The organism is Paenibacillus sp. JT22N15, from assembly GCF_059383755.1.
Map to the genome: position 1 here is coordinate 58611 of NZ_JBXENV010000009.1, position 24663 is coordinate 83273.

At 45.3% G+C, this 24663-nt stretch carries 19 protein-coding genes and 1 pseudogene; 17 read left to right on the top strand and 3 right to left on the bottom strand.

The genetic code is table 11. From position 1 onward, the window contains the following. Window positions 1-109 precede the first annotated feature (109 nt). The 11 genes from pyrF (at window position 110) to AC50X8_RS18605 (ending at window position 15219) form a co-directional block, all read left to right on the top strand. Window positions 110-1009, top strand: coding sequence for an orotidine-5'-phosphate decarboxylase (gene pyrF / locus AC50X8_RS18555; protein ID WP_056036314.1), 900 nt, complete (start codon window positions 110-112; stop codon window positions 1007-1009). Window positions 1010-1261: 252 nt separating this feature from the next. Further along, entirely contained in the window at window positions 1262-1915 is a 654-nt protein-coding gene (locus AC50X8_RS18560) for a GTP cyclohydrolase II (protein WP_494880819.1), read from the top strand. Continuing rightward, window positions 1908-2615, top strand: coding sequence for an SDR family NAD(P)-dependent oxidoreductase (locus tag AC50X8_RS18565; protein WP_056036318.1), 708 nt, complete (start codon window positions 1908-1910; stop codon window positions 2613-2615). The genes AC50X8_RS18560 and AC50X8_RS18565 overlap by 8 nt, the downstream gene beginning before the upstream one ends. Further along, window positions 2612-3235 (top strand): dTMP kinase, encoded by a 624-nt coding sequence (gene tmk / locus AC50X8_RS18570; protein ID WP_056036321.1) that lies wholly within the window; start codon window positions 2612-2614, stop codon window positions 3233-3235. The genes AC50X8_RS18565 and tmk overlap by 4 nt, the downstream gene beginning before the upstream one ends. Further along, on the top strand, window positions 3222-3845 hold the full coding sequence (locus AC50X8_RS18575; RefSeq protein ID WP_494880823.1) for a hypothetical protein: 624 nt from the start codon (window positions 3222-3224) through the stop codon (window positions 3843-3845). The genes tmk and AC50X8_RS18575 overlap by 14 nt, the downstream gene beginning before the upstream one ends. A 10-nt stretch (window positions 3846-3855) precedes the next feature. Further along, window positions 3856-5439: a nucleotidyltransferase family protein gene (locus AC50X8_RS18580; RefSeq protein ID WP_494880825.1), complete on the top strand. Its 1584-nt coding sequence runs from the start codon at window positions 3856-3858 to the stop codon at window positions 5437-5439. A gap of 26 nt (window positions 5440-5465) precedes the next feature. Further along, the gene (locus AC50X8_RS18585; RefSeq protein WP_494880828.1) at window positions 5466-6473 is read left to right on the top strand and encodes an ABC transporter ATP-binding protein; all 1008 of its coding nucleotides are present in this window, start codon (window positions 5466-5468) and stop codon (window positions 6471-6473) included. A 12-nt stretch (window positions 6474-6485) separates the two neighbouring features. Next, complete coding sequence (locus AC50X8_RS18590; protein ID WP_494880831.1) at window positions 6486-7274, top strand: ABC transporter permease; 789 nt, start codon at window positions 6486-6488, stop codon at window positions 7272-7274. Between the two features lie 18 nt (window positions 7275-7292). After that, a complete protein-coding gene (locus AC50X8_RS18595) occupies window positions 7293-8087 on the top strand; it encodes an ABC transporter permease (RefSeq protein WP_494880833.1) in 795 nt (264 codons plus the stop codon). A gap of 247 nt (window positions 8088-8334) precedes the next feature. Next, a complete protein-coding gene (locus tag AC50X8_RS18600) occupies window positions 8335-11733 on the top strand; it encodes an RCC1 domain-containing protein (protein WP_494880835.1) in 3399 nt (1132 codons plus the stop codon). Between the two features lie 318 nt (window positions 11734-12051). Next, window positions 12052-15219, top strand: a complete 3168-nt coding sequence (locus tag AC50X8_RS18605) for a hypothetical protein (RefSeq protein WP_056036333.1) — start codon at window positions 12052-12054, stop codon at window positions 15217-15219. A gap of 108 nt (window positions 15220-15327) precedes the next feature. Here the strand turns inward: AC50X8_RS18605 and AC50X8_RS18610 are convergent, their stop codons facing one another. Continuing rightward, window positions 15328-16071, bottom strand: a complete 744-nt coding sequence (locus AC50X8_RS18610) for a hypothetical protein (RefSeq protein WP_494861333.1) — start codon at window positions 16069-16071, stop codon at window positions 15328-15330. 289 nt (window positions 16072-16360) lie between these two features. Between AC50X8_RS18610 and AC50X8_RS18615 the strand changes: the two are divergent. The 6 genes and pseudogenes from AC50X8_RS18615 (at window position 16361) to AC50X8_RS18640 (ending at window position 23012) form a co-directional block, all read left to right on the top strand. Beyond that, window positions 16361-16934: pseudogene (locus AC50X8_RS18615) on the top strand (alpha/beta fold hydrolase). 257 nt (window positions 16935-17191) lie between these two features. Beyond that, entirely contained in the window at window positions 17192-17752 is a 561-nt protein-coding gene (gene lepB, locus AC50X8_RS18620) for a signal peptidase I (protein WP_056036337.1), read from the top strand. A 171-nt stretch (window positions 17753-17923) separates the two neighbouring features. After that, window positions 17924-19936, top strand: coding sequence for an S-layer homology domain-containing protein (locus AC50X8_RS18625; protein WP_494880837.1), 2013 nt, complete (start codon window positions 17924-17926; stop codon window positions 19934-19936). A gap of 176 nt (window positions 19937-20112) precedes the next feature. Further along, a complete protein-coding gene (locus AC50X8_RS18630) occupies window positions 20113-20766 on the top strand; it encodes an alpha/beta hydrolase (protein ID WP_494880839.1) in 654 nt (217 codons plus the stop codon). After that, window positions 20763-21533, top strand: a complete 771-nt coding sequence (locus AC50X8_RS18635; protein ID WP_494880841.1) for a dioxygenase family protein — start codon at window positions 20763-20765, stop codon at window positions 21531-21533. The genes AC50X8_RS18630 and AC50X8_RS18635 overlap by 4 nt, the downstream gene beginning before the upstream one ends. A gap of 30 nt (window positions 21534-21563) precedes the next feature. Continuing rightward, complete coding sequence (locus tag AC50X8_RS18640; protein WP_494880843.1) at window positions 21564-23012, top strand: hypothetical protein; 1449 nt, start codon at window positions 21564-21566, stop codon at window positions 23010-23012. A 103-nt stretch (window positions 23013-23115) separates the two neighbouring features. Here the strand turns inward: AC50X8_RS18640 and AC50X8_RS18645 are convergent, their stop codons facing one another. Together AC50X8_RS18645 and AC50X8_RS18650 are read right to left on the bottom strand one after the other, a co-directional pair. Further along, window positions 23116-23766 (bottom strand): pentapeptide repeat-containing protein, encoded by a 651-nt coding sequence (locus tag AC50X8_RS18645; protein ID WP_494861324.1) that lies wholly within the window; start codon window positions 23764-23766, stop codon window positions 23116-23118. Between the two features lie 49 nt (window positions 23767-23815). Then, the gene (locus AC50X8_RS18650) at window positions 23816-24580 is read right to left on the bottom strand and encodes a helix-turn-helix transcriptional regulator (RefSeq protein ID WP_081418836.1); all 765 of its coding nucleotides are present in this window, start codon (window positions 24578-24580) and stop codon (window positions 23816-23818) included. Window positions 24581-24663: the final 83 nt, after the last annotated feature.

A 24663-nucleotide genomic window follows, 5' to 3' on the forward strand; every position in this document is an offset into this window, starting at 1 on the left:
TATAGATGAATTTTTGTATAGATTTGGAAGACAGTGTATTCATTGTGTGATACAATAAATCACTGAGCCGGCCAAATCTAACGGATTACTTATAAGAGGAGCATAGAATATGAAGAATTTCGCTGATGTGCTTATTGAAGAGATCCTACATAAAAACTCTGTATTAGTCGTAGGGTTAGATCCCGATTTACAATACTTCCCGGATTTTTTAGTGGATAACGATGAGATTAGCAACCAACAAGCTAGTGAAGCCATTTATCATTATAATCGAATTGTAATTGATGCAGTAGCCGAGCATGCAGTAGCTGTAAAGCCACAGCTGGCTTATTATGAGGTTTATGGCAGCGAGGGAATTCATGCATTAGAGAAAACGATTGCCTACGCCAAATCAAAAAATTTAATCGTCATCAATGATGCAAAACGTGGAGACATAGGCTCTACTTCAAGTGCATATGCAAAGGCATTCCTTGGGAATGGCTCTCTTGCAGGAGACATGGTTACCGTTAACCCCTTTCTGGGCAGCGATGGTTACCTCCCTTTCATCGAGGAAGCTGGAAGAAACGGTAAAGGTTTATTTTTACTAGTGAAAACCTCTAATCCCTCTTCACATGAAGTACAAGATGTTAAGCTGGAAAACGGAGAATTGCTTTATATTAAAATGGCTGATGATATCAACAAACTGGCGCAGCAAACATTGGGGGAAAATAATTACTCCTTTATTGGCGCCGTTGTTGGGGCAACCTACCCAATGGAAGCTGAGAAGGTGCGGAAAGTATTGCCAAGCTCTATTTTTCTAGTTCCGGGATTCGGCGCACAAGGCGGAACGGCTAATGATTTAAAGCCATTTTTTGATGCAAAAGGATTAGGTGCCTTGGTTTCCTCATCCAGAGGCATCATCTATAACGGTGCAAAGGAAGAGAAGAAAACAGAAGCTATTCTATATGAATTTATTGCGAAGGCTGCTAGAGAGTCTAAAGAAAAAATCAACGAGGTACGGCTTAGTAATTAATTTTTTAGATGTTTAATACATTTTATTATGAAATATTATTATGAAACTCAAATAGAAGGGCTTTATCTCGGAAGCGGAGATGAAGCCCTTTATTTTTTTTATCACAATACTCCATGGGACATTCTAAATAAGTGATCACTAATAACCGCATGAAAAATTAACCGATTGTAAAGGTATCGATTGACATCTTTTACGTTCTATACTATTTATATCTAATTGTTGGAAATATTTAAATAGAAGGGGTGAAGTATCGTGGTCAGTAATATAGTAATCAATCATGTGGTTAAAGGAAAGATTCATACGATCTTTGGAACGATGGACTTATATCGTTTTAGTATGACAGATCTTTTGCAAGCGCCTTCAGAAGCCGTTGAACACTTAGCAGTAGTAAAACGCAATGGAGTAGATTGGGAAGGTCCAGTATTATGTCGTTTTAATTCGGCTTGTATAACAAGCGAAGTGTTTAATTGCACTCGATGTGACTGTAAATGGCAGCTGGACAAGGCTATGGAGTTAATTAGTGCAGAGGGACAAGGGATTATTACCTATCATGCCTCCCATGAAGGACGAGGTTTTGGCCTGGCCACGAAGCTTCTTTCTTACAATATGATGGATGAAGGGCTTGATACGGTTGAGTCGTATTCCCAATTGGGGACGGGGATGGAGGATGCTAGAAATTACAGAGCTTCTATCGCCATACTCAATCATTTTAACATAACTCAAGTTAGGCTTATAGGAAATAATAAAAAGAAATATGAGGCTACACGTAACGCAGGTATTCATGTCGTTGATAGATTTGCTTTAGTTTATGACGGGACGGATCAGAAGGTTCTGAAATACTTGAGCAATAAATCGAAAGAGCCTGAGCAAGATTTATTAAGAGATAGAATGAAAATGAATGTATAAGGGTGATATATTGGACAAAATTTTAATAACGGGTTCTGGAGGAGGCATAGCTTCAGAGCTAATCAGGCAGTTAAAGGAGCGGGACGTTCAGGTCATCGGTATGGATTTGAAGACTAGCTGTGCAGCGGTGGACATTCCTATACAGTGCGATCTAAGTGACGAGCATCAAATAAGGAAAGCATTCGACTTATATAAAGATGATTTGAAAAATATAACGGGTATTGTTCATTTGGCTGGAATATATCCGAACCTCAGTCTATCGCAATACGATTTATCATTATGGCAGAAGGTTCACGCTGTAAATGTAACTTCTTTATTTATTATCGTGCAATTATTGCTAGAACAAGGCTGTGATTCTTTAAGCAGTATTATTTGCACCTCAAGTACAGCTGCTAAAGTTGGAAGTCGAGACCCTGCATATGCATCATCGAAGGCGGCACTTCTTGGGCTTTCAAGAAGTCTTAGTCTTTCATTGGCTCCGAAGGGAATAAGAGTTAACTCCATACTGCCGGGAATTATAGATACGGACATGTCCAAGGTGCAATCCTCAGAGCGCCGTGACTATCATCGAAAAAAAACGCTGTCAAACACCATTGGCAAACCTGAGGAGGTCGCTAATGTAATTGCTTTCCTACTCGGAGACCACTCCTCATATATATGGGGAGCTTCAATAGACATTAATGGAGGAATGACATTTTGAGTGGACTTTTAATTGCAATGTGCGGGTTGGATGGAGCAGGGAAGACTACACAAATCGGAATGCTTACCAAATGGTTTGAGCTTAATAATGTGCAATTATACAACACCAAGCAGCCAACTGATCAATATAGAAATGATCCGAGGGTACGATCCTATCTTGATGATGGACATGCCCCTGACATGAGAGTCATTGCGATGCTGTCTGCTGCTGATCGAATAACCCATATGTATGATTTGGAGCAGCGCTTGGAGTCGGGCGTTAACATTATATCTGATCGATATATTTACAGTTCATATGCCTATTTTAAAGTTCGGGGAATGGATATCAATGATATTAAAAATCTTTATGGCTCCATACGCAAACCAGATTTAACTGTTTTTTTAGATATTAAGCCCGAAATAACCATTAAGAGAATACAGGCCCGGGATGGGCACCTAAAATATGAAGAAAAAGACCCGTCTATCTTTATTAATGTAAGGGAAGCTTTTCGAACGGTATTGCCTGAAGATGCCTTAATCATGGATGGGGAAAGAGACCCCCAAGCTATTCATTCTGAAATTATATTACATTTAGAAACGATTATGAGCACAAAGGGAGGATATTCGTATGGTATTAAATAAATTTGTTGAAGTTATAGATCGTACATTTACCTTAGAAAGCAAAAAGGAATTAGAGCTGATGTGCGGCTTGCTAAAGGAACAGGTGAATCTACAGAAAGTTACAGAATGGCTTTCAGAATTGCGTCAAGAATCTGAAGATCAATTAGGTAATTTAGCGTCACTCATGGAAATTCATCCTTTGGGATTTGAAAAATATGTACTGTGGACCGGCGAAAATTCGGGAATTCGTGGTCGCTTGCATTACTGGCCGCAAAATAAATGGCCTTTTGAAAGCATACATGACCATAGGTTTAATTTTGCAGTTATCATGTTATGCGGTGAATATACCCATGAGGAATATAATGTCACGGAACTTGAGATGGATAAAGTAGAGGTTGAATTAACCCGCAGCTCTAAGGTAGTAGAGGGCGATACTTATTTTTTTGAAGCGGGCAGCTTCCATCGAGTCATTCCAAGCAATAAAATGACGCTCTCCTTAATTGTTAGAAGCAGGGCCATATTGCCTTATTCAAGGGTGATAAATCCAGAAGATTTAAAGATGAGAAAGGCTTTTGGCAATGTGAAAAAGTTTAAAGATAAGCTTCTAACCCTTGAAAACGCATTAATATGATGGAGGATTTATGAAATTGACGAGAGAGCAAGCGGCATTATTGGAAGTGTCAAAAAGTGTAATAAATAATCATCCATTAACGGCTGATGGTTTTCAGGATGTGGATTGGTCCATTTTAATGAATTTGCTGCAGCAGCATAAAATTTTTGCCTTAACCTATCAAAATATATCTCCTGTCCTGCCGGATAGCTTAAAAAAATCGTGTGAAACCCTATACCAAAACCATGTGGAAATTATTGATGAGAGAATACAAGAAATTAAATTATTATTTAATAAAGCAAAAGAAATGAATATAAATATTGTTTTAAACAAGGGAATTGCCTTATCCATCCTCATATATGAGGATGCTTATAAGAGGGATTCTCGGGATATAGATTTGCTCATTAATGAACATGAGATGGATCAAATTAATGAGTTGCTGCGTGTATGCGGCTTTCATAGTGCCATAGGAAATAAAAACACGTATCACATAGACAGGAAGGACCCAAACGATTTCTTTTATTTGGATAAGCCAATATTGAAAGCTCCAGATAGCCATGAATTTTTCGAATACTGGAAACATACCCATTCTGGAAGATACGTTGTACTTGAGACGGGAAGGCATCTGCATCAATCCATTAAAGAGATTACTTCCTTTCTGGAATCCACGCAATATATGAATATTCAGGGCAATGAAAATGTGAAAACCTTAGATCTCGAGCATAGCTGTATCGCCTTGCTTGAAAATGCATTCAATGATGCCGAGGGCTTCGATGAGCGAATTCCAGCACTTAAAAACTATATGGATATAGTCATGTTTTTTAAAAAATATGAGCAAATGGTAAATTGGGATAACGTAAATAAATGGATAGCTAAGTATGAATTGAACAGAGAGTTTGCTCTAGTTATAAAGCAAATTAAAGAGATATTTGCCGGCGTCGATCTTTCATTTCTAGATTATATAAGAGCAGACGAAGCTTTAAATCATAATCAATCATTTTATGAATGGGATATCAGCATAACAGAGAGATTGTTTCTTGATGGTGAGCAGCGTAAGAAAATGATCGCTTTAATGAGTAAAAAAGCAGCGTTTAGCGATCATAATATCAATTATTGCGGGCCCATAAAAACAAACGATAAGCAGTGGCGGAAGTTGTTAGTAAACGATGATAAATTTGATCTGCGCTATAACTTTGAATATGAGGCAAACCGCCTTGTACTCCGTTTGAACCTTTCCGAACCAACTTTAAATAACCTTACTGAAAATCAGGAAATAATGATTTTTCTGGTCGATCCGGATCTGGATTGCCCAGACTATTTCACACATCAAGTCATTATTCGTAAAGAAAACAATAGGCTCCAGCCAGTTGAAAGATCTAAATTTGCCCATGTGAGAGAAGAAGATGTCCTGCGAGGCTGTTCTCATTTTCAAAACGATAATGGAAACTTGATTATTTATTTGCCTTATGAAAACCTTGGAAGTGGCGACTATATTGGATATTTTATAGGGGTCATAGATAATTTGCTGGGCAGAATTCCACATTGGCAAACGGCGCCGCCGTATCATAAGGATTTTTGGACCAGTATGCCCGTCGTAGAGGTTAGGGATCATTAAGTGAAAAATGGGGGCGTCATAGTAGTATGGCTATTATTTCTGTAAATGATATCACCAAAACTTATCGACAGTATAGAAGATTCCCGGGGCTCATTGGTTCCGTTAGGAGTTTATTTACGCGTGAGTATATAGAAGAAATGGCCGTTCGTCATCTTAGCTTTTCCATTAAAGAAGGCGAAGCGGTAGGTTATTTGGGCCCTAACGGTGCGGGGAAATCAACAATGATTAAGATGATGACCGGAATTTTGGTGCCTACTGCTGGAGAACTGCGAGTACTTGGAAGCGTGCCTCATCAAGCGCGTAAAGTTAACTCCCGGCAAATTGGAGTGGTCTTCGGGCAGCGAAGTCAGCTATGGTGGGACCTTCCGGTTAAGGACTCCTTTGATCTGCATAAGTACATTTATAAGATACCTGCGGCAACTTTCGAGAACAATCTGGAATTTTGCGTGGAATTGCTATCCATCAAGGATTTTATTCAAAAGCCAGTAAGACAGTTAAGTCTAGGGCAGCGGATGCGCGTTGAAATTGCAATGGCGCTCTTGCATGAACCCAAAATTCTTTTTCTCGACGAGCCTACAATTGGTCTCGATGTGATCGCCAAGGACCAAATCCGGCAGTTTTTGCGTACGGTAAATCGTGATAAAAGAGTAACCATCGTTTTAACGACACACGATATGAAAGATATAGAGGAAATATGTCCGAGAATGATTGTGGTGAATAAGGGGAGCGTCGTTTACGACGGGTCTGTTGCAGAGCTCCGCAACAGACTAGGTAATGAACGCCAAGTTGTCATTGATTTTCGGGAAGAGCCAGGTTTAATCGATATGCCGGGAATAACCTTGCTTCAAGAGGAAGGGCTAAGAAGAACCTATTCTTTTGCAAAAAGTGATGCCAGCGTATTTGATCTTGTGAGTCGAATTGCAGCGAAGTATCCCGTTGATGACGCTTCAATTGAAAGTGCGGATATCGATTCCGTTATCCGGCAGCTATATCATCAACTAGCTGAAGCCGATTTAAAACGCCAAATTGGTTAAGGTGGGTTAGTAATGAGAATGTATCTTATGTTCGCAATGAAAGCTTTTTCTAACCAGTTAGCTTACCGTTCGGAAGTTTGGCTCCGTTTACTGGGCAACTTTGTCACGATCCTGATCCAGGTTGAAATCTGGCGAGCCGTTATTGGTAGCGGCAGTGTAGCGGGTATTAAGGCCGAACAAATGATTACATACAGCATTATCAATACACTGCTTTTTGCCCTGTTATTAAATGGGGTAAGCAGTAAAGTGGATGGAAGCTTGAAATCGGGTGGAATCGCCTCTGAATTAATCAAGCCGCTATCGTACCCGTTATATTTGCTTTTTGACGGGCTAGGCAACTCCCTCTATCAACTAGCCTTCACTGTTGCGCCGTCTCTCCTTATAGCAGGGCTGTTTTTCGGAATACTCCCACCTGCGACCTTAACAAACTTTCTCGCTTTTTTATTGGCACTGATGCTAGCTCTTATTATTTCTTTTCTTCTAGGTTATCTAATCTCATTACTAGCATTTTGGTTTATGAATCATTTTGCTCTTAGTTGGATGATGGGAGGCCTAATCACTATCTTCTCTGGCTCTTTTTTGCCACTTTGGTTTTTCCCCCCTTCATGGGCTTCTGTAGCGAAAATGCTGCCATTTCAATATATGGGTTATGTCCCGGCGGCCATATATCTAGGCAATATAACGGAAACTGAACTATGGCAGGTGCTTGCCATGGGGGTAGGGTGGATCGTGGGATTACTTGTCCTCGTTCAATGGCTTTGGACTAGAGCCGTGCGTCGCTTAGTTGTGCAGGGCGGATAAAGAGGAAGGCGGAAATTCATGACACTGCAGTTGTTTGGCAAGCTAGTTCGTTTATTATTAAAAGAAAGAATGGAGTATCGGGCTGATTTCATCCTTTCCGCTTTTGCTCAAATCATCGCATATGCCGGGGACTATATTATAATCTGGTTATTTATCCAAAGGTTTAACACGATAGCTGGTTGGACTTGGCCGGAAATAGCCCTTTTGTATAGCATCGGTCTCTTTACGTATGCACTAGGGGCATCCTTTTCTTTTGTACAGATGCGTGAATTGGAAAGCCAGGTTAAACAGGGCACGTTTGATATTTTGCTTATAAAGCCTGTAAATCCCTATTTATACTTAGTAAGCAGGGGCTTCAACTTAGGGTACATCGCCCATATTTTAATCTCTGGTTCTGTACTTATTTGGGCCATCTCGAAGCTGAATATGCAATGGAAGCTGAGCGAGTACATCTACTTAATCCTAGTCGTTGTCAGCGGTGCTATGATTTATGCCGGAATCCTCACCATTATCGGTGCTGTTTCTTTTATATGGATTAGAACTAATTTTATGTTTACCCTATTTTTCAGATTAAAGGATTTTATTGCGTACCCTTTGCCGATATTCGGAACGTTTATTCAGTTGTTGCTTACGGTTGCTGTACCACTCGCCTTTGTTAGTTTTTATCCAGCGGCATTCCTTTTATCTAATGATGCAACGCTTTTACCGCAGTGGGCAATGTGGATGGTGCCACTTGTCGGCCCTCTTTGTTATTGGGCAGGCTATAGGTTCTGGATGTATGGTGCGAACAAGTATCAAGGTGCTGGTGGCTGAGTTAATGAGAAGATAGACCTCATACGGGTCAAGCTATATCAATATATATCAAGAAGTATAGGAGCAGCTGTCCTCAACCGAGGAGGCTGCTTTTTCTCTTGCTACAAAAACGATCCGTATTTCTTCCAGAGTTTCATGCTCCTTGTCGGAGTTTGTCATTTTGCTGTCATTGAGTAGGGCTATACTTATTTAATTAGTAGGAATAAAGAACCAACTATAAAAAGCAATAATCATTAGGAGGACTATCGTGAAAAACAAACTGGTTAAAAAGCTCGTATCGTCAGCTGTTGCAGCATGTTTATTGTTGTCATCGTTTGGCATGGCATTTGGTGCCACTACGGCAGCAGCTGCTCCGGCGGATATTGAAGGGCATTGGGCACAAAGCCAAGTTTCGGAGTGGATCAGCAAGGGGCTGATTACGGGTTATGAGGACGGCAGCTTTAAGCCGGAAAATCAAATTACAAGAGCTGAATTTATAACACTGGTCAATCGTGCATTCGGCTTTACCGAGCAAACGGAAATTACGTTTAGCGATGTACCTTCTACAAACTGGGCTTATGCAGATATCGCGAAGGCGGTAAAAGCAGGCTACATTTCAGGCTATGCGGATGGAACAATCGGAGCCTTTAAGCCGATTAGCCGTCAAGAGGCTGCGGTCATTGTCATCCGTCTGCTGAAAATCAATCCGGCAGCCAGCACTACGGCAGCAGCCTTCGCAGATGCGAAGCAGTTTGCCAGCTGGAGCAAGGGCGCGATTGGCGCAGTTGTAGCTAAGGAAATTATGAAGGGCTACAGCGCAGATAATACGTTTAAACCGGCAGCCTTTATTACTCGCGCAGAAGCGGTAGTAACGCTGAACCGTGCAATGGAGTCGCAAGCGATCGTTTATGACGCGGCGGGAACTTATGGTCCAGCTGCTGGAGTTGAGACGGTTAATAAGAACGTCGTTGTTAGCGCAGCTGGCGTAACGCTGAAAAACATGGTCATTAATGGCGATCTGTTATTGGGCGAAGGCATCGGCAATGGCGATGCGTTCTTGAACAACGTCAAAGTAACGGGAACCGTAACCGTTCAAGGCGGCGGCGAGAACAGTATCCATTTTAACGACTCGGTGCTTATTGATATTGTGATCGACAAAAAATCAGGTACAGGAACTGTGCGTATCGTGTCGGAAGGCACAACAACGATTGCGCTTGTTATGGTTAACTCTCCTGCGATTATTCAAGAATCAGGCTCAGGAGCAGGCTTTGGCAATGTAAACTTAAATGCAGTACTGCCAGCAGGTGCGAAAGTAACCCTGCAAGGCTCATTCAACACGGTCAATGTCAGCGCTCAGCAAATTCAGGTTGACCTGCCGACAGGTACTGTCCAGCAGTTGAATGTCAACTCAGGGGCAACTGGCTCGACGGTGAATCTCAGCCAAGGCAGCAGAGTCAACACGCTTGTCCTAGATACGGTTGTGAAAATGTTAGGCCAAGGTACAATTGTACTGGCTACCATTAATACTGGAGGAGTGGGTACGACTTTTGAAAATCCGCCAGCTACTCCAGCTCCAACAGCAACTGTAACAACGGGATCATCAACACCAGCGCCGTCGACAGCAACGCCGACGCCAAGCGCAACGCCAACTGCAACACCAGAACCAACAGCAACGCCAGAGCCAAGCGCGACGGCAACGCCTGAACCGACGGTAACGCCGGAGCCAAGCGCAACAGCAACGCCGGAACCAACGCCAACACCAGTGCCACAGGCTCCAACGGCGTTTGATGTTTTTATTAGCGGGACAGCAACTGTTGGGGAAACGCTAACGGGCAACTACACCTACCAAGATGCAGATGGCGACTTGGAAGATGGAACAGCTTACGAATGGTATCGTTCGGATGATGAGAATGGATCAAACTATACGCAAATTGACGGAGCAAATGACTCAACCTATGTGCTCAGCGAGGAAGATGCGGGGTATTATATCACCTTCGAAGTTACACCTGTGAATGCGGCAGAGCCAACAATTGGAGATACTGTTAAAAGTGCAATTACGGGCGCAGTGAAAAACGCTCCGGTTGCTCCATACGTAGAAGGAGTTCAAGTGACAGGTGTACCTGCAGTAGGCCAAACGTTAACAGGGGATTATTACTATTGGGATACCGATGGGGATGCAGAAGAGGGAACAACCTATCAGTGGTATCGCTCGGATGACTACGAACAGACCATTAATTATACGGCAATTGATGGAGCGACAAGCCTAACTTATGTGCTTGGCAGCGAAGATGCTGGCAAATATATGACGTTTGAAGTGACACCGAAAAATACAGCGGCTCCTACAACAGGGCAGTCAGCGAAAGCGGTAAGTCAAGAAAGCGTCATGGGGCAGCCTGTCATTTCAGTAGACGGCTCGTATTCGAACCACTTGCCAATGATTACGATTGGCGAACTGACTGCTGGCAGCATGGTAACGGTTTACGACACAGATGGGACGACAATCTTGGCCTCAGGCACGGCAACAACGGATACTCTGACGCTTGCACTGAATGCTTTAGCATCGGGAACACATACGATAACCGCTCATGCAGCAGATTCCATGCGGGGGGCGAGTCTGGACTCTGAGGAACTGGAGTATGAAGTGAATGAAATTGCTATTTTGCCGCAAAATCATTTCTCATTAGGATCGAACCATGCTATAGTGCTGGACGCGATGGGCCAAGTGCTCACATGGGGTGCTAACTGGAATGCGCAAATTGGCGATGGGACGACGACAGCTTCCCCTAACCGATTTACAGTGCCTAACTTGCCAAGCGATATTATTGCGGTACAAGCTGGCTTTGGCCATTCCCTGATTCTGACCTCGAAAGGCGACGTATGGCAATGGGGCAGGGGTTCAAGCAATACGCCAGTTAAAGTGAACGGAATTGATCATGCGATTGCTATTTCAGCAGAAGGCGGCACGAACTCACTTGTGTTGAAAAGTGATGGAACGGTATGGACATGGGGAGATTATTCACCGCTTGTTCAAGTACCGGGCTTGGATCATGTGCTCGAAATCCAAGCTAGATACGCTTCCTCCTACGTTTTAAAAGCTGACGGAACCGTATGGGCTTGGGGCGACAATACAAATGGACAGCTTGGCAACGGGACGACAACAAGCAGCAATGTTCCGGTTCAAGTATCGGGACTAACTAATATCGTGTCCATGAAGATGGGCAACCAGCACGCTCTTGCTTTAAGCGTGACCGGAAGCGTATATGCTTGGGGCTTTAACCAAATGGGCCAAGTCGGCAATGGGACGAATGTTAATCAATTGCTTCCAGTTGAACTTGAAGATCTACCCAAAATCACGCTGCTTGGTGCAGGGAATTATCAATCTTTTGCACAGGATGAAGATGGAAATGTATTTGCTTGGGGCAGTAACCAGAGCGGCAAGTTAGGTTTCGGCCATACCAATGATACAAACACGCCAGGGATCATCAATGGTATATCTGATGTCCTCGTGATTAACGGGGGCGGCAGCAATACCACTTATGCTCTAAAAGCTGATGGCAGCTTATGGGCTTGGGGCGACGGTGCCGACGGCATGCTTGGTGAAGGCGGCAGCGGTGAGCGCTATACACCTGGAATCGTCAATAATTTGAATTTGCTGTTCACACCATAAAAAGTAAAAAGAAGATAAACAGCAGGCTGCCCCGTGGCAGCCTGTTTTGTTTTTTTATATCCTGTGATGGCCTTCGATACAAGCGTTATCATAGCAGTTCCCTCTTCGGCTTATGCTCGCCTTCATCTGGTGCGTTTGAAGTATTATCTTTCAGCAGATGGCTGACAGGGAGAATATGGTTCAATATCCGTTCAGAACGATTTGATATGATGAATTTAGTGAAAGCTTACAAGCTTTTACAGGAATATAGCCGATAGAAGAATGGAAGTAATCTGGTTTTTCGCTATTTAATGAGGAAAATACAGGGAGGCGAAGGGAATGCCAACGAAAGAAAATATGGTTGGTGACAATAGGCCTGCACAGCAGAATATGGAGCAGGAGTGGCTGGCTAATCAATTAAAGTATTCGAATGTTCAGCGAGGTAAGAAGGGCAATACGATTTATTTAACAGCTGCTGATTTGACTTTGACATATGAGGATTTAAGGGATACCACATGCAATTATGTCATTCATGCGGATACCGTTTGTCTAGCAGGCAAGCTTGAAACAAAGGGAAGAGATATAACAATTAATGCGCGTATTATCTCTTCAGAAGCAGAGGCTGTTATCGATGCGTCAGGTCCAACAGCTAATATCAATTTCACTACGGAAAATCGTGCTAAAACGGGTGTTGCGGGAGCCAAGCCGGGCGATAAGGGATTATCCGGTGCAAATGGGGAACGTGGTTCAAACGGCTATAATGGCGGCGCTATTACTTTGGCAGCGGAGCGTTTTGAGCTGAAAGGCGAGTTGAAGCTAATCGCTAACGGCGGACAAGGCGGGCGTGGACAGGAGGGCGGAGACGGGGGCAAAGGCGCGAACGGCATTGATGGAGTAGACTACAAATTCAACATTTTCTTTCCCGACGATCCAACGCCAGGCACCGACGGCGGCAATGGCGGAAACGGTGGAAATGCCGGAGAATCGGGAGATGGCGGCAACGGAGGGGATATCATTGTCGGATACGTAGTATCGGCCAATGAGCACTACATTAAGATGGAGAGCCGGGCGGGCAGGGCCGGTGAACAGGCAAAGCCGGGCAAGGGAGCAAGCGGCGGAACAGGCGGCAAAGGCGGCCGTTTTTATGATAAAGAGCCTGCACCGGCATGGATGGACAAAAATTATATTTATATTATTAGTGAGACAAACAGAGCGAAAAGCGGGACAGACGGAACAAATGGCAAGAATGGCGACTCTAAAGCTCCCGCAGCAGATGGCAGGCCGGGGCGTTGTGGAATTAATAGCGAGGGTAAACCTGCTCTTATTGAATATACCGATTTCTTCGGTAGCTTTGAAGTGATCCATAGGCAGGATGCTCCCAAGCTGCTTTACTTTGATCAGCGGTTAATGGGGTCTCTGGAACAGAAAAGCCTTACGCTGCATAAGGCCGGCATCGCTTATCTGGCCTCCAGCGAGGAGCGTCTGAATGAAGCGGCGATTTTGCTCGAATGGATGCTTAAAACAATGCCGGATGCAGATTGGTTTGAAGAGCTTCGCTACGCTGCGCTTCATGAGGTGCATGAGGATGAGGCGCATCGGTTTGAAGAATTCAAAAGCCGCATGCTGGAGGTTTCGCTTCAATGGCTTGCCCTGCGAAACAAAGCCGCCATTCTGATTGCCCAACTCAGCCAAGGACTTGATTATTTCGGGCATCCATGGAACTGGGTTCCGCTTATGCCGTTCGACCGCTATTTGGAGCTTGGCGGCAGCTTAATAACGGCCGCCCAGCAAGCGGAGGACTTATATAAAGATTATTTAAGCGTGCAGGCCAATCAGGACAGCCGGGTCGGGGTAATCAAGGAGGCCATGTCTCAATCTGCGGACAAAGCCGCAGAAATTACTAAACGCAGGGAATGGCTCATTAAAGAAAGAGACGAGCTTAAGCATAATATCGATGCGATGCTGAAGGATGTCCAAAGCAAAGGTGAGGAGCTGCAAAAGAAAGCGACCGCTTTTGTCGAGGCACTGAAAAACGAGCTTCGCATGGAATCGTTGAAAATAACGGTTGATTTAATTGTCACGGGCGTTTCATTGGCTACGGGTGTGGCTCCTGTAGTAGGAGCACTCAAAGTGGGCGGCGCTTTGCGATCGGCTATTAGCAATTTCACGTCTGAAGGCAAGACGATTATCATTGACGAAGCCTTCAAAAGCGATAAGTCGATTAAAAAGGAAAAGAAGGAGAAGGAGAAGGAGCTATCCAAATCACTGGATTCGGTCAAGAAGACCGCTGCTGCTGGCCGCGCGCTATGGGAGCAGGGCGGAGGCTTGGTTGACCTGACGAAGCAGATGAACAGGGCACAAGAACGGTTCGGTTATGGTTCGACGCTGATGACGATGACTAGGGAGGAATTTGAGGAGCTGCTGAAGCCGGTTTACAGCAAGGTTCCCGAAAAAGCGGGGGAATACCGCACGGTATTTTATGAATTCCTGAATGTTGTCGAGGATTATCAAAATAAGGCGTCGGCCTACAGCGCCTATTTTCTGGAGGATGAGAAGCTGGCGGCCGAGCTGATCGAGCTGCAAGCCAATGACGATCGTTTGCGCCAAAACCTGGGAGACGGTATGGATGCTAGCTTGCCGTTGTTCCATACTTATATTTTCGAACGCTTCAGTCAGGCTAGACTTGCCTTGATTGACTTCCTCTATCAGGAATATCAGGCATTCCGCTATATGACATTGGGCAATGAGCGTTTCCCAAAAATCAAAGACAGCCATGTCGCAGAGCTGAGCGGGATTCATGCCGATGTAATCGTCAAGCTGAAAAATATGCTTAATGCTTCGGATAGCGCTATTCAGCCGTTTGAAAATATCAAATTTATTTTTAAGGAGGAGACATTCCCAGAGCAGTTTGCAGCGATGCGCGCAGGCGACGCGGCTGTATTCTCTCTATCGCTTGACAACCTTCTCATCCGGAGCAAAATCGCCGGAAAAGCACATATGATGGTGAGCGGCTGCCGGGTTGTGCTGCCTGGAGCGCGTGAGACGGACGGGGAAGTGCATGTAGATTTTGCGCATTCCGGGTCTTCTACCTTCCTTGACCGAGAAGCGAAGCGCCATGATTTTATTCATAAAAGCAGCTTAGGCTTGTATCAATATGAAGTGAACCTTCAGCCTGATGGAGAGAAGCTCAGCTTTAAGGCAGGCGGCGTAGTAGGTGATGGTCGTACCCGAATTATGCCAGGATTGTTATCCGTCTGGTCCATTAAGGTTCCTACCGTTGATTTGGCGGGCATGTCCATTAACGAAGGTGTCGATTTGAACAACGTCAACAGAATAGAGATGATGGTTGAAGGCAAGGCAGAGGCTTACGCCGTGCGGCGGACAAATGAGAACTTGCAAAGCTATAAAGTGCCTGTCAAGCCTATTTGGGAGTCACCGGATCACGAGCTGCATGCGATGGCGCCAAATTCAGAGCAGGAAATTAAATATACGGTAATTGAGCTGTAAGCGGCATTTTCGAATGAAATACTGGAATAGATGACTTATAACTTATGATTTATAGTTGGAGCCAGCTCAGTAATGAGCGGGCTCTTTTTTTTCCTGTAAGGGACATACTCAAAAAAAGGGTAGCTCTAATATATTTCCCGTCAATCTGTTCACCGTGAATCGTTTTGTAATTTCTCCCTTGTCATCTAAACCGACTATAACCTTCAGCTCATCAGTGCCATACAGTTCTTCATTCCATTCCGCTGAATTATCATAAATGTAATTCAAGCGGTTAAGCCCATCTTTGTCTTTAACGTAGTCTGTCATTAGAGCGAGAGGGTCCAGATAAGTCAGTCCTTTATAGGGGTCTCTTACAAAGGTTCGCTCATCACTATAGGCCTCTAGAACGCCTTCTATATCGGTATCCATTTTTAAAGTTATAATAACGCGATCAGGTTCCAGCTTTATCGTGCCGGTTCCTTTTCCTGCATAATCTTCCAATAGAAAAGAGCCCTCATTGTCTGTAAGCTTGATTTCTGTGGACGAGTCCATCACACGATCAGGATTATATAAATAGAAAGACAAGCTGCCTGTATCGCTGTCTGTACTATAAATATCAATTCCACTAAAGCAATTATTACAGAGATACTGATTAAATACTGCATCTGTCCAACTGCCAGAGTAGTCGCTTAAAGAATGGTGATAAGTACTAGCTGTAGGGCTTATTGTGGAACTAATAAGAGGCTCGGCAATTGGGATTGCGCTGGGACGCTGCTCTTGCGGATTTTCCTGCTTGATTGAGCAGGCGCTAAGCAAAATGGACAGGATGATAAGACAACAAGAACACAACTTTACTGCTAGACTTTTATTCAATAATTAACCCCCATATACTTCTTGGTTACAAAAAGAACTAGTCTATTTTACTATAGGTTTGTAAAAATTTCACTTTTAATAATGGAGCAGTATGAAGAGGTTGTTTAAAAAGCTAACGCTTGCAGGACCCTCCTATTCCGCCTCTTCAATGTTTGGGAGGTCCTCTATCAGGGGAATAATATTGCAGCAATGGCTCGCAGCGTATGAAATCTGTCCTTTCTTCACCCGGTGTCAGGATGAATAGAGCTGCTTGCAAGGCTGTAACCCAAACTTGGAAGGGGTGCTTCACATGACAAAATTAACGGTTGGATCGGAAAATAATGCTCCTATTGAGCTTTTTTATGAGGATCGGGGTACAGGAAAACCGGTGGTGCTCATTCACGGCCGTCTTGGCGGCAGCTGTCCCGCCATACCTATATAAAACCGAGGGCAATCCTGATGGCGGCGTTGATGATGCCCTGATCAAGGAGTTCGAGGACGGGGTAAAGAAGGATCGTCTGGCCTTTCTTGATGGATTTACTAAGAACTTTTTTGCCGCTGGGGAAAAGTCGGATTTGGTAAGCGAGCCGGCTCGCTTGTATAACCGCGATATTGCCGCTTTTGCTTCACCGAAGGGGACGCTGGATTGCATCAAGGCGTTTGGGCGCACCGATTTTCGCGATGATTTAACAAAAATAAATGTACCGACGCTCATTATCCACGGCGATTCCGATGCTATTGTGCCATTCGAAGTAAGTGGAAAACGTTCGCACGAAGCCATTGCAGGCAGCAGGCTTGCTTTAATTAAAGGCGGTCCGCATGGCGTTAATGCGACGCATCCCGAGTCATTTAATAAAGCCTTAATTGCGTTTCTAAACGGGTAGAAAACGGTCTAACAAACAAGAACCGCTGAATGACCAAATTTGCAGCACATTAGCGTCTCCTGAGTCCGCAGCCTATTCCATAACCCGTCAATCTGTTGAAATAGAGTCTGCTGTGTCCGCCAAATCTATCTTTGTACAGGGAGCAGATTCACGAAACGAAAAGCATGAAGCTGCCCTGCCTGGCTTCAGGTTTTCATGTAGTAGAGTAAATGGTATAATTTAGGGAGTCTTTGAAAGAGGAGGATGACGTTATTAAGATGAAAGCCTTGAAGGAGATTGGCAGCTGGGTCAGCACTTTCGGCATTGCAGTTGTACTTTCATTAATTATTGGTGTATTTGTTATTCAGCCCTATAAGGTTGACGGTCATTCAATGGACCCGACTTTGCAGGATAAGGAACGAATTTACGTTTCGAAAATCTCGCACACGTTGTCCAAGCTTCCGGAATATGGCGATGTGGTCGTGATCGACAGCCGGGTGAGCAGAGAACGGGATTTGACAGATGATCTTTTGGAGCACCCGCTGCTTCAGCTTTTTATGAAAAATAATACGAATGACAACGCCGTGTTTTATGTGAAAAGAGTGCTAGGCAAACCTGGCGATGTGCTGGAGTTTAAGGATCATAAAACCTATCGCAACGGTGTGGCGCTGGACGAGCCTTATCTGAATGAAACGATGAATTTTGTTTCGGATCAGCAATGGAACGTTCCTGAAGGGCATATTTTCGTCATGGGCGACAATCGCAATCATAGCTCGGACAGCAGGGAAATCGGATATATTCCGCTCGATCATGTGATGGGCGTTAAAAAGTTTCCTTAACTTTTGGTTTAGCTCCTCTTCCTCATCGTATAGCATCCGTAACATAACCTAAGGGCCCTCAAAGTGAGGGTTCTTTGCGTTGTCCAAGACTTTGTCATTTTCCTGTCATTGGCAAGGGCTATACTAGTGCTAACGGGCATTTATTAAGACGATAAGGAATGAGGGAAAGCAATGAAAAAAAGTTCAACAATGAAATTGGGTTTGGTTTTAATTTTGACTCTCGCTTTGTTAAGCGGTTGTATCTCCTCGGGCAGCCTTGTAACAGTCTATTATAATGGTGGGTTGCCAGACGCTTCAGAACATGCATTTATACGGTATTCCGATGGAACGGTCACACAGGTTCCGGATGTTAACGCAGGGGAAACATCGGTAACCGTAAATACCTATGCTGATAAAACGATGATGGGCGGGTATGTAACGGATGGTCAGGTCAGCTGGATTCCCGGACGTTCTTATGGCGGCCAATCCGTATCATTATCCAACATTCAAACGTACAAACCGACAGAGGCTGTAGATTATGTTGCTTTGGCCGAGCTGCCACATACGGATGTCAATCATCCGGATTATACAAGTGTCACTTTTTCTGTTTATGATGCGGATGACGAGCTCGTGACGGGACGAACAGAAATATTTATTCATACGAGTAATCCGAATTTACTCTTTTATGATATGGATCCTGATTATATTTCGAATGCTTCAATATTCGGGGGGATGTCCTCCTATACGAATAGCGGACTCGTGACGTTTTTAATTAAAAATAACGATGTTAATGTTCCTGTGACTTTGGCACAATTAGCTGTATACTCTGGTCCGAAATTGATTACGGATAACTTTTTTCATGTCGTAACAGATATTCAGGTCAGTGGGTCTGGCGGTATCGATACGGTCGATGTAGGTCAATCTTTAGCGTTAAATGCAGCAGTGCTTCCAATCGATGCGGCTAATCCAGCGGTTGTCTGGTCTGTTGTGGACGGTACAGGCTCAGCGACGATTGATGCAAACGGGCTGTTGACGGCCGTATCGGCCGGAACAGTTACAGCGAAAGCAACTGCCGTTGACGGCACTGGTATTGTAGGGAGCAAGGACATAACGATAAATGTGCCTGCAACGCCAACACCAACACCAACACCAACACCAACACCAACACAAGAGCCGACGCCAACAGCGACACCTGTGTTGGTAAACTCCGTCTTGGTATCGGGGCAAGCCGCTGTTCAGACTGGCGGTACCATCCAATTGGCAGCAGAAATTGCACCTGTGGATGCAGCGGACAAATCGATCGTTTGGTCGGTTGAAAATGGTACAGGTGCCGCCTCCATTAATGCCAGCGGCTTATTGACGGGCGTGTCCGCAGGTACGGTTACTGTGAAAGCAACGGCGGCCGATGGTTCGGCTGTGTTTGCCTCCCATAGCGTTGTTGTTCAAGCGCCAGCTAGTGGTGGAAGCAATGGAGGCGGCTCTTCGACTACGCCTGTAGCGACAGCAACGCCTACAGCAACGCCAGCGCCGACACCGACATCGGTGCCAGCGCCCCAAATAAAGTTCAATGATAAAGTCGTCAAGATTGATGATGTGATCACAGGACTTGCGAAGCAAGTAGATGAAGCTAAAGCTAATCCAACAATCATCCCATTTACGGATACCGGCTCCCACTGGGCAAATAAGACGGTTGACGTCTTTGCTAAGCTCGGCATCGTTAATGGATATGAGAACAATGCCTTCCGTCCGAATGCAAGCATTACCCGCGCTGAATTCTCGGCCATCATTTCCAAGTTATTTGGCATATCCAGCCCTGCTGCAGGCGGCAGCGTGCTAAGTGATGTTTCGGGCCACTGGGCGGAAGCGGCGATTGGAAGCCTGCATGCAGCAGGCGTAATTTCAGGCTATAAGGACGGCACATTTAAGCCGAATCAGGAAATTAGCCGTACTGAAATAATCGCAATCCTTGCTAAAATTATTGATCTTGATAGTGTGAATGCAGCGAGTGTGCCTGCTTTCACCGACATTAATCAAGTGTGGAACAAGGGGCAAATTGAGAAAGCCGCGGCAGCTGGCATCGTCAGCGGAGCTGGCGACGGAACGTTCCAGCCGAATAACCAAGCGTCCCGTGCGGAGGCTTTAACAATGGTGCTGCATGTTCTGCAATTGAATCCTGAGCTTAAAGCGCTGCTGGAAACATTGTAGTTCGTTTATTAAATAAAGAAACCAAGCAGCGCGTGCCGATCCCCGATCAGCACGCGCTATTTGCATGTGTCAGAAGCGGGCGCAGCGATTTTCATGTTGACCAAAGCTATAGCTTCACTATATATTTGTAATACAGAACTTTAATTCTTATTACTAATATTTTGAGGAGGGCCACTATGAACCCCGCTTATCATTATGATGTTCACCTGCCAGCGCATGCGGAGGCAGGCCAAACCTATCCTGTTATTTTCACCCTTCATGGGAAAGGCTCGAATGAGGCAAATATGCATGGGCTTGTAGCGCCTTTAGAGGACAAGTTCATCATCATTAACATCCGAGGCGACCTTAGGCTGGGCGCCGGTTACCAATATTATGAGCTGAAGAGCCTCGGCAACCCGATTCGGGACATTTTTGACCGGGCTGTGCAGCAGCTTGAAGGTTTTATTGCTTATGCAACGGAAAAATACCCGATTGATGCGAGCCAGCGTTATTTGCTTGGCTTCAGCCAAGGTGCGATTTTATCGATGACGCTTGCCCTTACGATGGGGGACCAGTTGAAAGGCATTGTTGCGTTGAACGGCTATGTGCCAGAGTTCGTCAAACACGAATATGTTTTGCAATCACTGGAGAACGTATCCGTGTTTGTCTCGCATGGTGAATTTGATTCCGTATTTCCGATTCGAATTGGACACGAGACAGCGGATTATTTTCAAGCGCTGACGCCGCAATTGACCTTTAAGATTTATCCGACCGACCATGGCGTGTCCGAAGAAAATCAACGGGATTTTCTTGCATGGCTACTTGAGAACAAGGGGGAACAAGCACAATGATGCCAGCATACTTTTTTGCCCATGGCGCGCCGTCCATTGTATTGGAGAATAATGGTTATACGGCTCTATTGAAAAGCTTTAAGGAGCAGACGCCAAAGCCGAAAGCGATTGTCCTTTTTTCCGCCCATTGGGAGCAGACGGTTCAGACAGTGGGCGCTGCTCCAGCGTACAGCACGATTTATGATTTTTCGGGCTTTCAGGATGAGCTGTACCAGATGACGTATCCGGCGGAAGGCAAACGCCAGCTCAGTGAAGACATTCAAGCCTTGTTCGCTGAACATGGCATTCCAAGTGTGCTGGATGAGGAGAGAGGACTTGATCACGGCGCTTGGGCCGTACTCAAGCTGATTTATCCGGATGCGGATATTCCCGTCGTCGCGCTTTCGGTTAACCGTTATTTGACCAATGAGCAGCAGTATGAGATCGGCAAGGCATTAGCTGCGCTTAGGGAGCAGGATGTGCTGATTATTGGAAGCGGCGGAACCGTCCATAATCTCAGAAAGCTGAATTGGCAGTCTGAAGGCATTGACGAATGGGCGGAATCATTCGATAATTGGCTGCAGAGCAAGCTTGAGGCATGGGATCTCCCGGCACTATTCAATTATAGGGAGCTGGCTCCCTTTGCGCAGGAGGCAGTGCCGACGAGCGAGCATTTTATCCCGCTCCTGCTGGCTATGGGCTCGGGTGATAAGAACCGTCAAGCAACGTTGCTTCACCGCAGCTACCAGTACGGCAATTTAAGCTTAAGCTGTTGGAAGTTCAACTAGAGAGCGGAAGCAGAAGAGAAGGCGAAGGTCATGACAGTTGGGACAAAGGCAGTGATCGATAGAGCAGTTATTTTCGCTCTCGCTGCCGTTTTTATTTTACAGCAGTTTACGCAGTGGGGGCCGCTTGTTTATGTGCTGGGCGGACTTTCCTTTATGGCGGTGCTCCTGCTGCTGCCTAAGCTCAAAGGAATCGCGCTGTGGCTGAGTCTTTTTTTTATAGCTGGCGGGGTCGTCCTGATGCTGGCACAGCAAGCGGATGCCGCATATTGGTTTAAAGCCGCGAGTATGAATGCGACGTTGGTTACCTTATTCGTATTTGCTCCCTTGTTCGGCATTCCGGTACGGCTGCCGGATTATGTTGCTGCTCTGAAGCGGTTCTATGAAACGCGTATACGCAGCACGACAGCCCTGTTCATCGGTACGCAGCTTATGACGCATATAATGGGCGGGTTTATAAACGTCGGGTCTATTCCCGTCGTTTATCATTTGGTATTCGTTAAGCCCCGCTCCGGGCGCTTATCCGGGCTGCTGGCGAACGCCTTGAATCGCGGCTTTGGAGGCGCGATTTGCTGGTCGCCTTATTTTGCAGCAATGGCGCTTGTCACCTCGGCGCTTAAGCTGAATTGGTCAGCGCTGCTGCCCTATTTGATCGGGCTGTCGCTGATCAGCCTGTTGGTAAGCTTGGCTGTGGACTTTAAGCAGCTGCGTGCTAAGGATGAGGCAAGTGAGCTTGCAGCAGCGCAGACAGATGAGCTGGGCCAGGAAGCCATGGAAGTCACGACAGTCACGCGATCCACGAAAGCGATCGAGAATCAGCGAGGCCAAGGCATGGAGAAGGAACACGGAAGACGGGCCTCCTTTCCGATGGGACTCGCTATTTATTTGCTGTGTGCGACGGCGGCCATTTTGCTGCTGGAGCAGCTGATTGAGCTTCCGATGGTGCTGATTACTTGCATGGGGGCGGTTGTTTTTCCGCTGCTGTGGTGCCTTGCGAAGGGAGCACTCCCGACATTCCGGCAGGGACTGACGAATCATTTGACCGTTACGCTGCCCGCTTTGCAAAAGGAGATTACGCTGTTTTTAGCCGCAGGCTTTTTCAGCGGATCGATTAGCGCTACAGGTTTTGGGCACGTCATTCCCTCCCTGCTCGGGCACATACCTCTGCCTATTGCATTATCGTTTTCTATTTTCACAATCGTTATGATTGCTGCTACCTCATTAATTGGCCTTCATCCAATTGTATGGGTGACGATTCTCGCGACCAGCATTGATCCGGACGTCGTGCAGATCAGCCCGATTTATTTCGCCGTTTTGCTGCTCGGAAGCTGGGGGCTGTCCAACCCGATTTCTCCCGCTTCGGCGGTGAACAATTTGCTGGCGGGATTATTCAACAAGTCGGTTTTCGAGCTGGCAAGGCCGAATTATAGGTTTGCTGCCGTTATGGGACTGGCGCTCTTATTGTATTTAATGATGGTCTGAATGGAGAAAGGGCACCCTTCGGGGATGCCCTTTTTGATTTTATAATGGCAATCATAGTTAAAACCATGTTCAAAATAACGCTTCAAATAGCCTAGCAGAGCTGCTACTCCTTCAAAATCAACCCAAACAGCGCCACAAACACATACGCCTGCTCTCGCGAAATGACGCAATCCTTCAAATCCTCGGGGGCTACGGCAATCCCATTAAATTCGCAGGTGCTTAAATCAAGGCCAGCGAGCTTCGTATTTGAAAATTGGGCTTGGTCAATTTGGCATTGGAAAAGCTCGAGTTTTTGCAGCTTTGCAAAGCTGAAATCAACTTTGCCCATCGAGTTGTCCTGGAAGGATACCTGCTTCATATCAGACATTCTAAAATTGGCGTAATCGGCCAAATTGTCCTTCCAAACCATGTTTCGCAGCGTGGCTCCGGTCAAATTCATGCCAATCATTTTGCAGTTTTTGAACACAGTCCGGTGGATAATGGCATCGCTAAAATCGGCATTCGATAAATCACATTTGTCGAAAATCACATCCGTCAATTCGACCTCGTTCAGCGCAGTCTCGGTAAACGTGACATTTCTGAAAATAATTTTGTCGAAAATCACCTTGCGAGCCTGCTGTCCATCCCATACGCAATCCTGGATAATGCCCATTTCAAAAAAAGCATGAGATTGCAGCTCGGTCTGCTCCAGCACAGGAAGCTCAATCGGCAGGATCGGTGCCTCAATCGCCATCGTTTTCTTCTTTTTATTCAATACGATCATCTCCCAAACTTCTTCCAGCTCATTTGTCCGTATGCAACCTTTAAATATTGAGCGGTGTCGAGTATAAAATATTGCGATAATCACTCGGCGTCATGCCCTCATAATGCTTGAATGTTCGCAGAAACAGCTTATAATCGGAAAAACCGCATTCGCCAGCAATTTCCTTTACGCTCAAATTCGTGTTCAGAAGCTTCAGCTTCGCCCGGCTGATCCGCTGCGTCAAAATATAAGCTTTAATGCCCATCCCTTTCTCCCGCTTCACAACCTTCGAAATATAATCCTTATTAAAGTTGAACACCTCTGCAATTTTACGGACATTAATGTCCAGATGCAAATGGGCATCAATCCACCTGCAAATGTTGTCGACGATGGCGTGCGGGGCATGATTTTGCTGGTCAATCGTCCGCGTAAGCTCATTCAATAATAACAATAGAGCGGCATTTGCCTCCTCCGCCGAAAAAGAAGAAACATGCAGCAGCTGCTTAAACAGCTGATTAATCGTCGACGGACCATCAATCGGCACATGGGTCGGATAGCTCCGATATGGCTCCGCCTTCGTACCGTAATGTACCCAATAAAAGCTGACGGGCGACTCGCTATTCCGATAACCAAAATGAGTCATGCCGGGCTGCAGCAGCAGCATATCACCTGGGCGGACGACATATTCCCGCTCTTCCTCAGCGATATACATCTGTCCTTCCAGCATCATAATGATTTCATAATGCAGCGCATTTCGTTTCATGTGCGACCAGTTGCCTTCGGATATGAATTTACCGCATAAGTAATGGCTCAGCTTTTCATTCATGTAGACTGATTTATCCACCTTTTCTTTGATTATGAGTCTGATTATTTCAAATTTGATTTGATAAGATACTATCATGAATGGTA

What these genes read in the sequence shown, in the direction of transcription:
- pyrF (WP_056036314.1), top strand. Translation starts at nt 110, where the DNA reads ATGAAGAATTTCGCTGATGTGCTTATTGAAGAGATCCTACATAAAAAC.
- AC50X8_RS18565 (WP_056036318.1), top strand. Translation starts at nt 1,908, where the DNA reads ATGTATAAGGGTGATATATTGGACAAAATTTTAATAACGGGTTCTGGA.
- AC50X8_RS18575 (WP_494880823.1), top strand. Translation starts at nt 3,222, where the DNA reads ATGGTATTAAATAAATTTGTTGAAGTTATAGATCGTACATTTACCTTA.
- AC50X8_RS18580 (WP_494880825.1), top strand. Translation starts at nt 3,856, where the DNA reads ATGAAATTGACGAGAGAGCAAGCGGCATTATTGGAAGTGTCAAAAAGT.
- AC50X8_RS18585 (WP_494880828.1), top strand. Translation starts at nt 5,466, where the DNA reads ATGGCTATTATTTCTGTAAATGATATCACCAAAACTTATCGACAGTAT.
- AC50X8_RS18590 (WP_494880831.1), top strand. Translation starts at nt 6,486, where the DNA reads ATGAGAATGTATCTTATGTTCGCAATGAAAGCTTTTTCTAACCAGTTA.
- AC50X8_RS18595 (WP_494880833.1), top strand. Translation starts at nt 7,293, where the DNA reads ATGACACTGCAGTTGTTTGGCAAGCTAGTTCGTTTATTATTAAAAGAA.
- AC50X8_RS18605 (WP_056036333.1), top strand. Translation starts at nt 12,052, where the DNA reads ATGCCAACGAAAGAAAATATGGTTGGTGACAATAGGCCTGCACAGCAG.
- lepB (WP_056036337.1), top strand. Translation starts at nt 17,192, where the DNA reads ATGAAAGCCTTGAAGGAGATTGGCAGCTGGGTCAGCACTTTCGGCATT.
- AC50X8_RS18625 (WP_494880837.1), top strand. Translation starts at nt 17,924, where the DNA reads ATGAAAAAAAGTTCAACAATGAAATTGGGTTTGGTTTTAATTTTGACT.
- AC50X8_RS18630 (WP_494880839.1), top strand. Translation starts at nt 20,113, where the DNA reads ATGAACCCCGCTTATCATTATGATGTTCACCTGCCAGCGCATGCGGAG.
- AC50X8_RS18635 (WP_494880841.1), top strand. Translation starts at nt 20,763, where the DNA reads ATGATGCCAGCATACTTTTTTGCCCATGGCGCGCCGTCCATTGTATTG.
- AC50X8_RS18640 (WP_494880843.1), top strand. Translation starts at nt 21,564, where the DNA reads ATGACAGTTGGGACAAAGGCAGTGATCGATAGAGCAGTTATTTTCGCT.
- AC50X8_RS18650 (WP_081418836.1), bottom strand. Translation starts at nt 24,580, where the DNA reads ATGAATGAAAAGCTGAGCCATTACTTATGCGGTAAATTCATATCCGAA.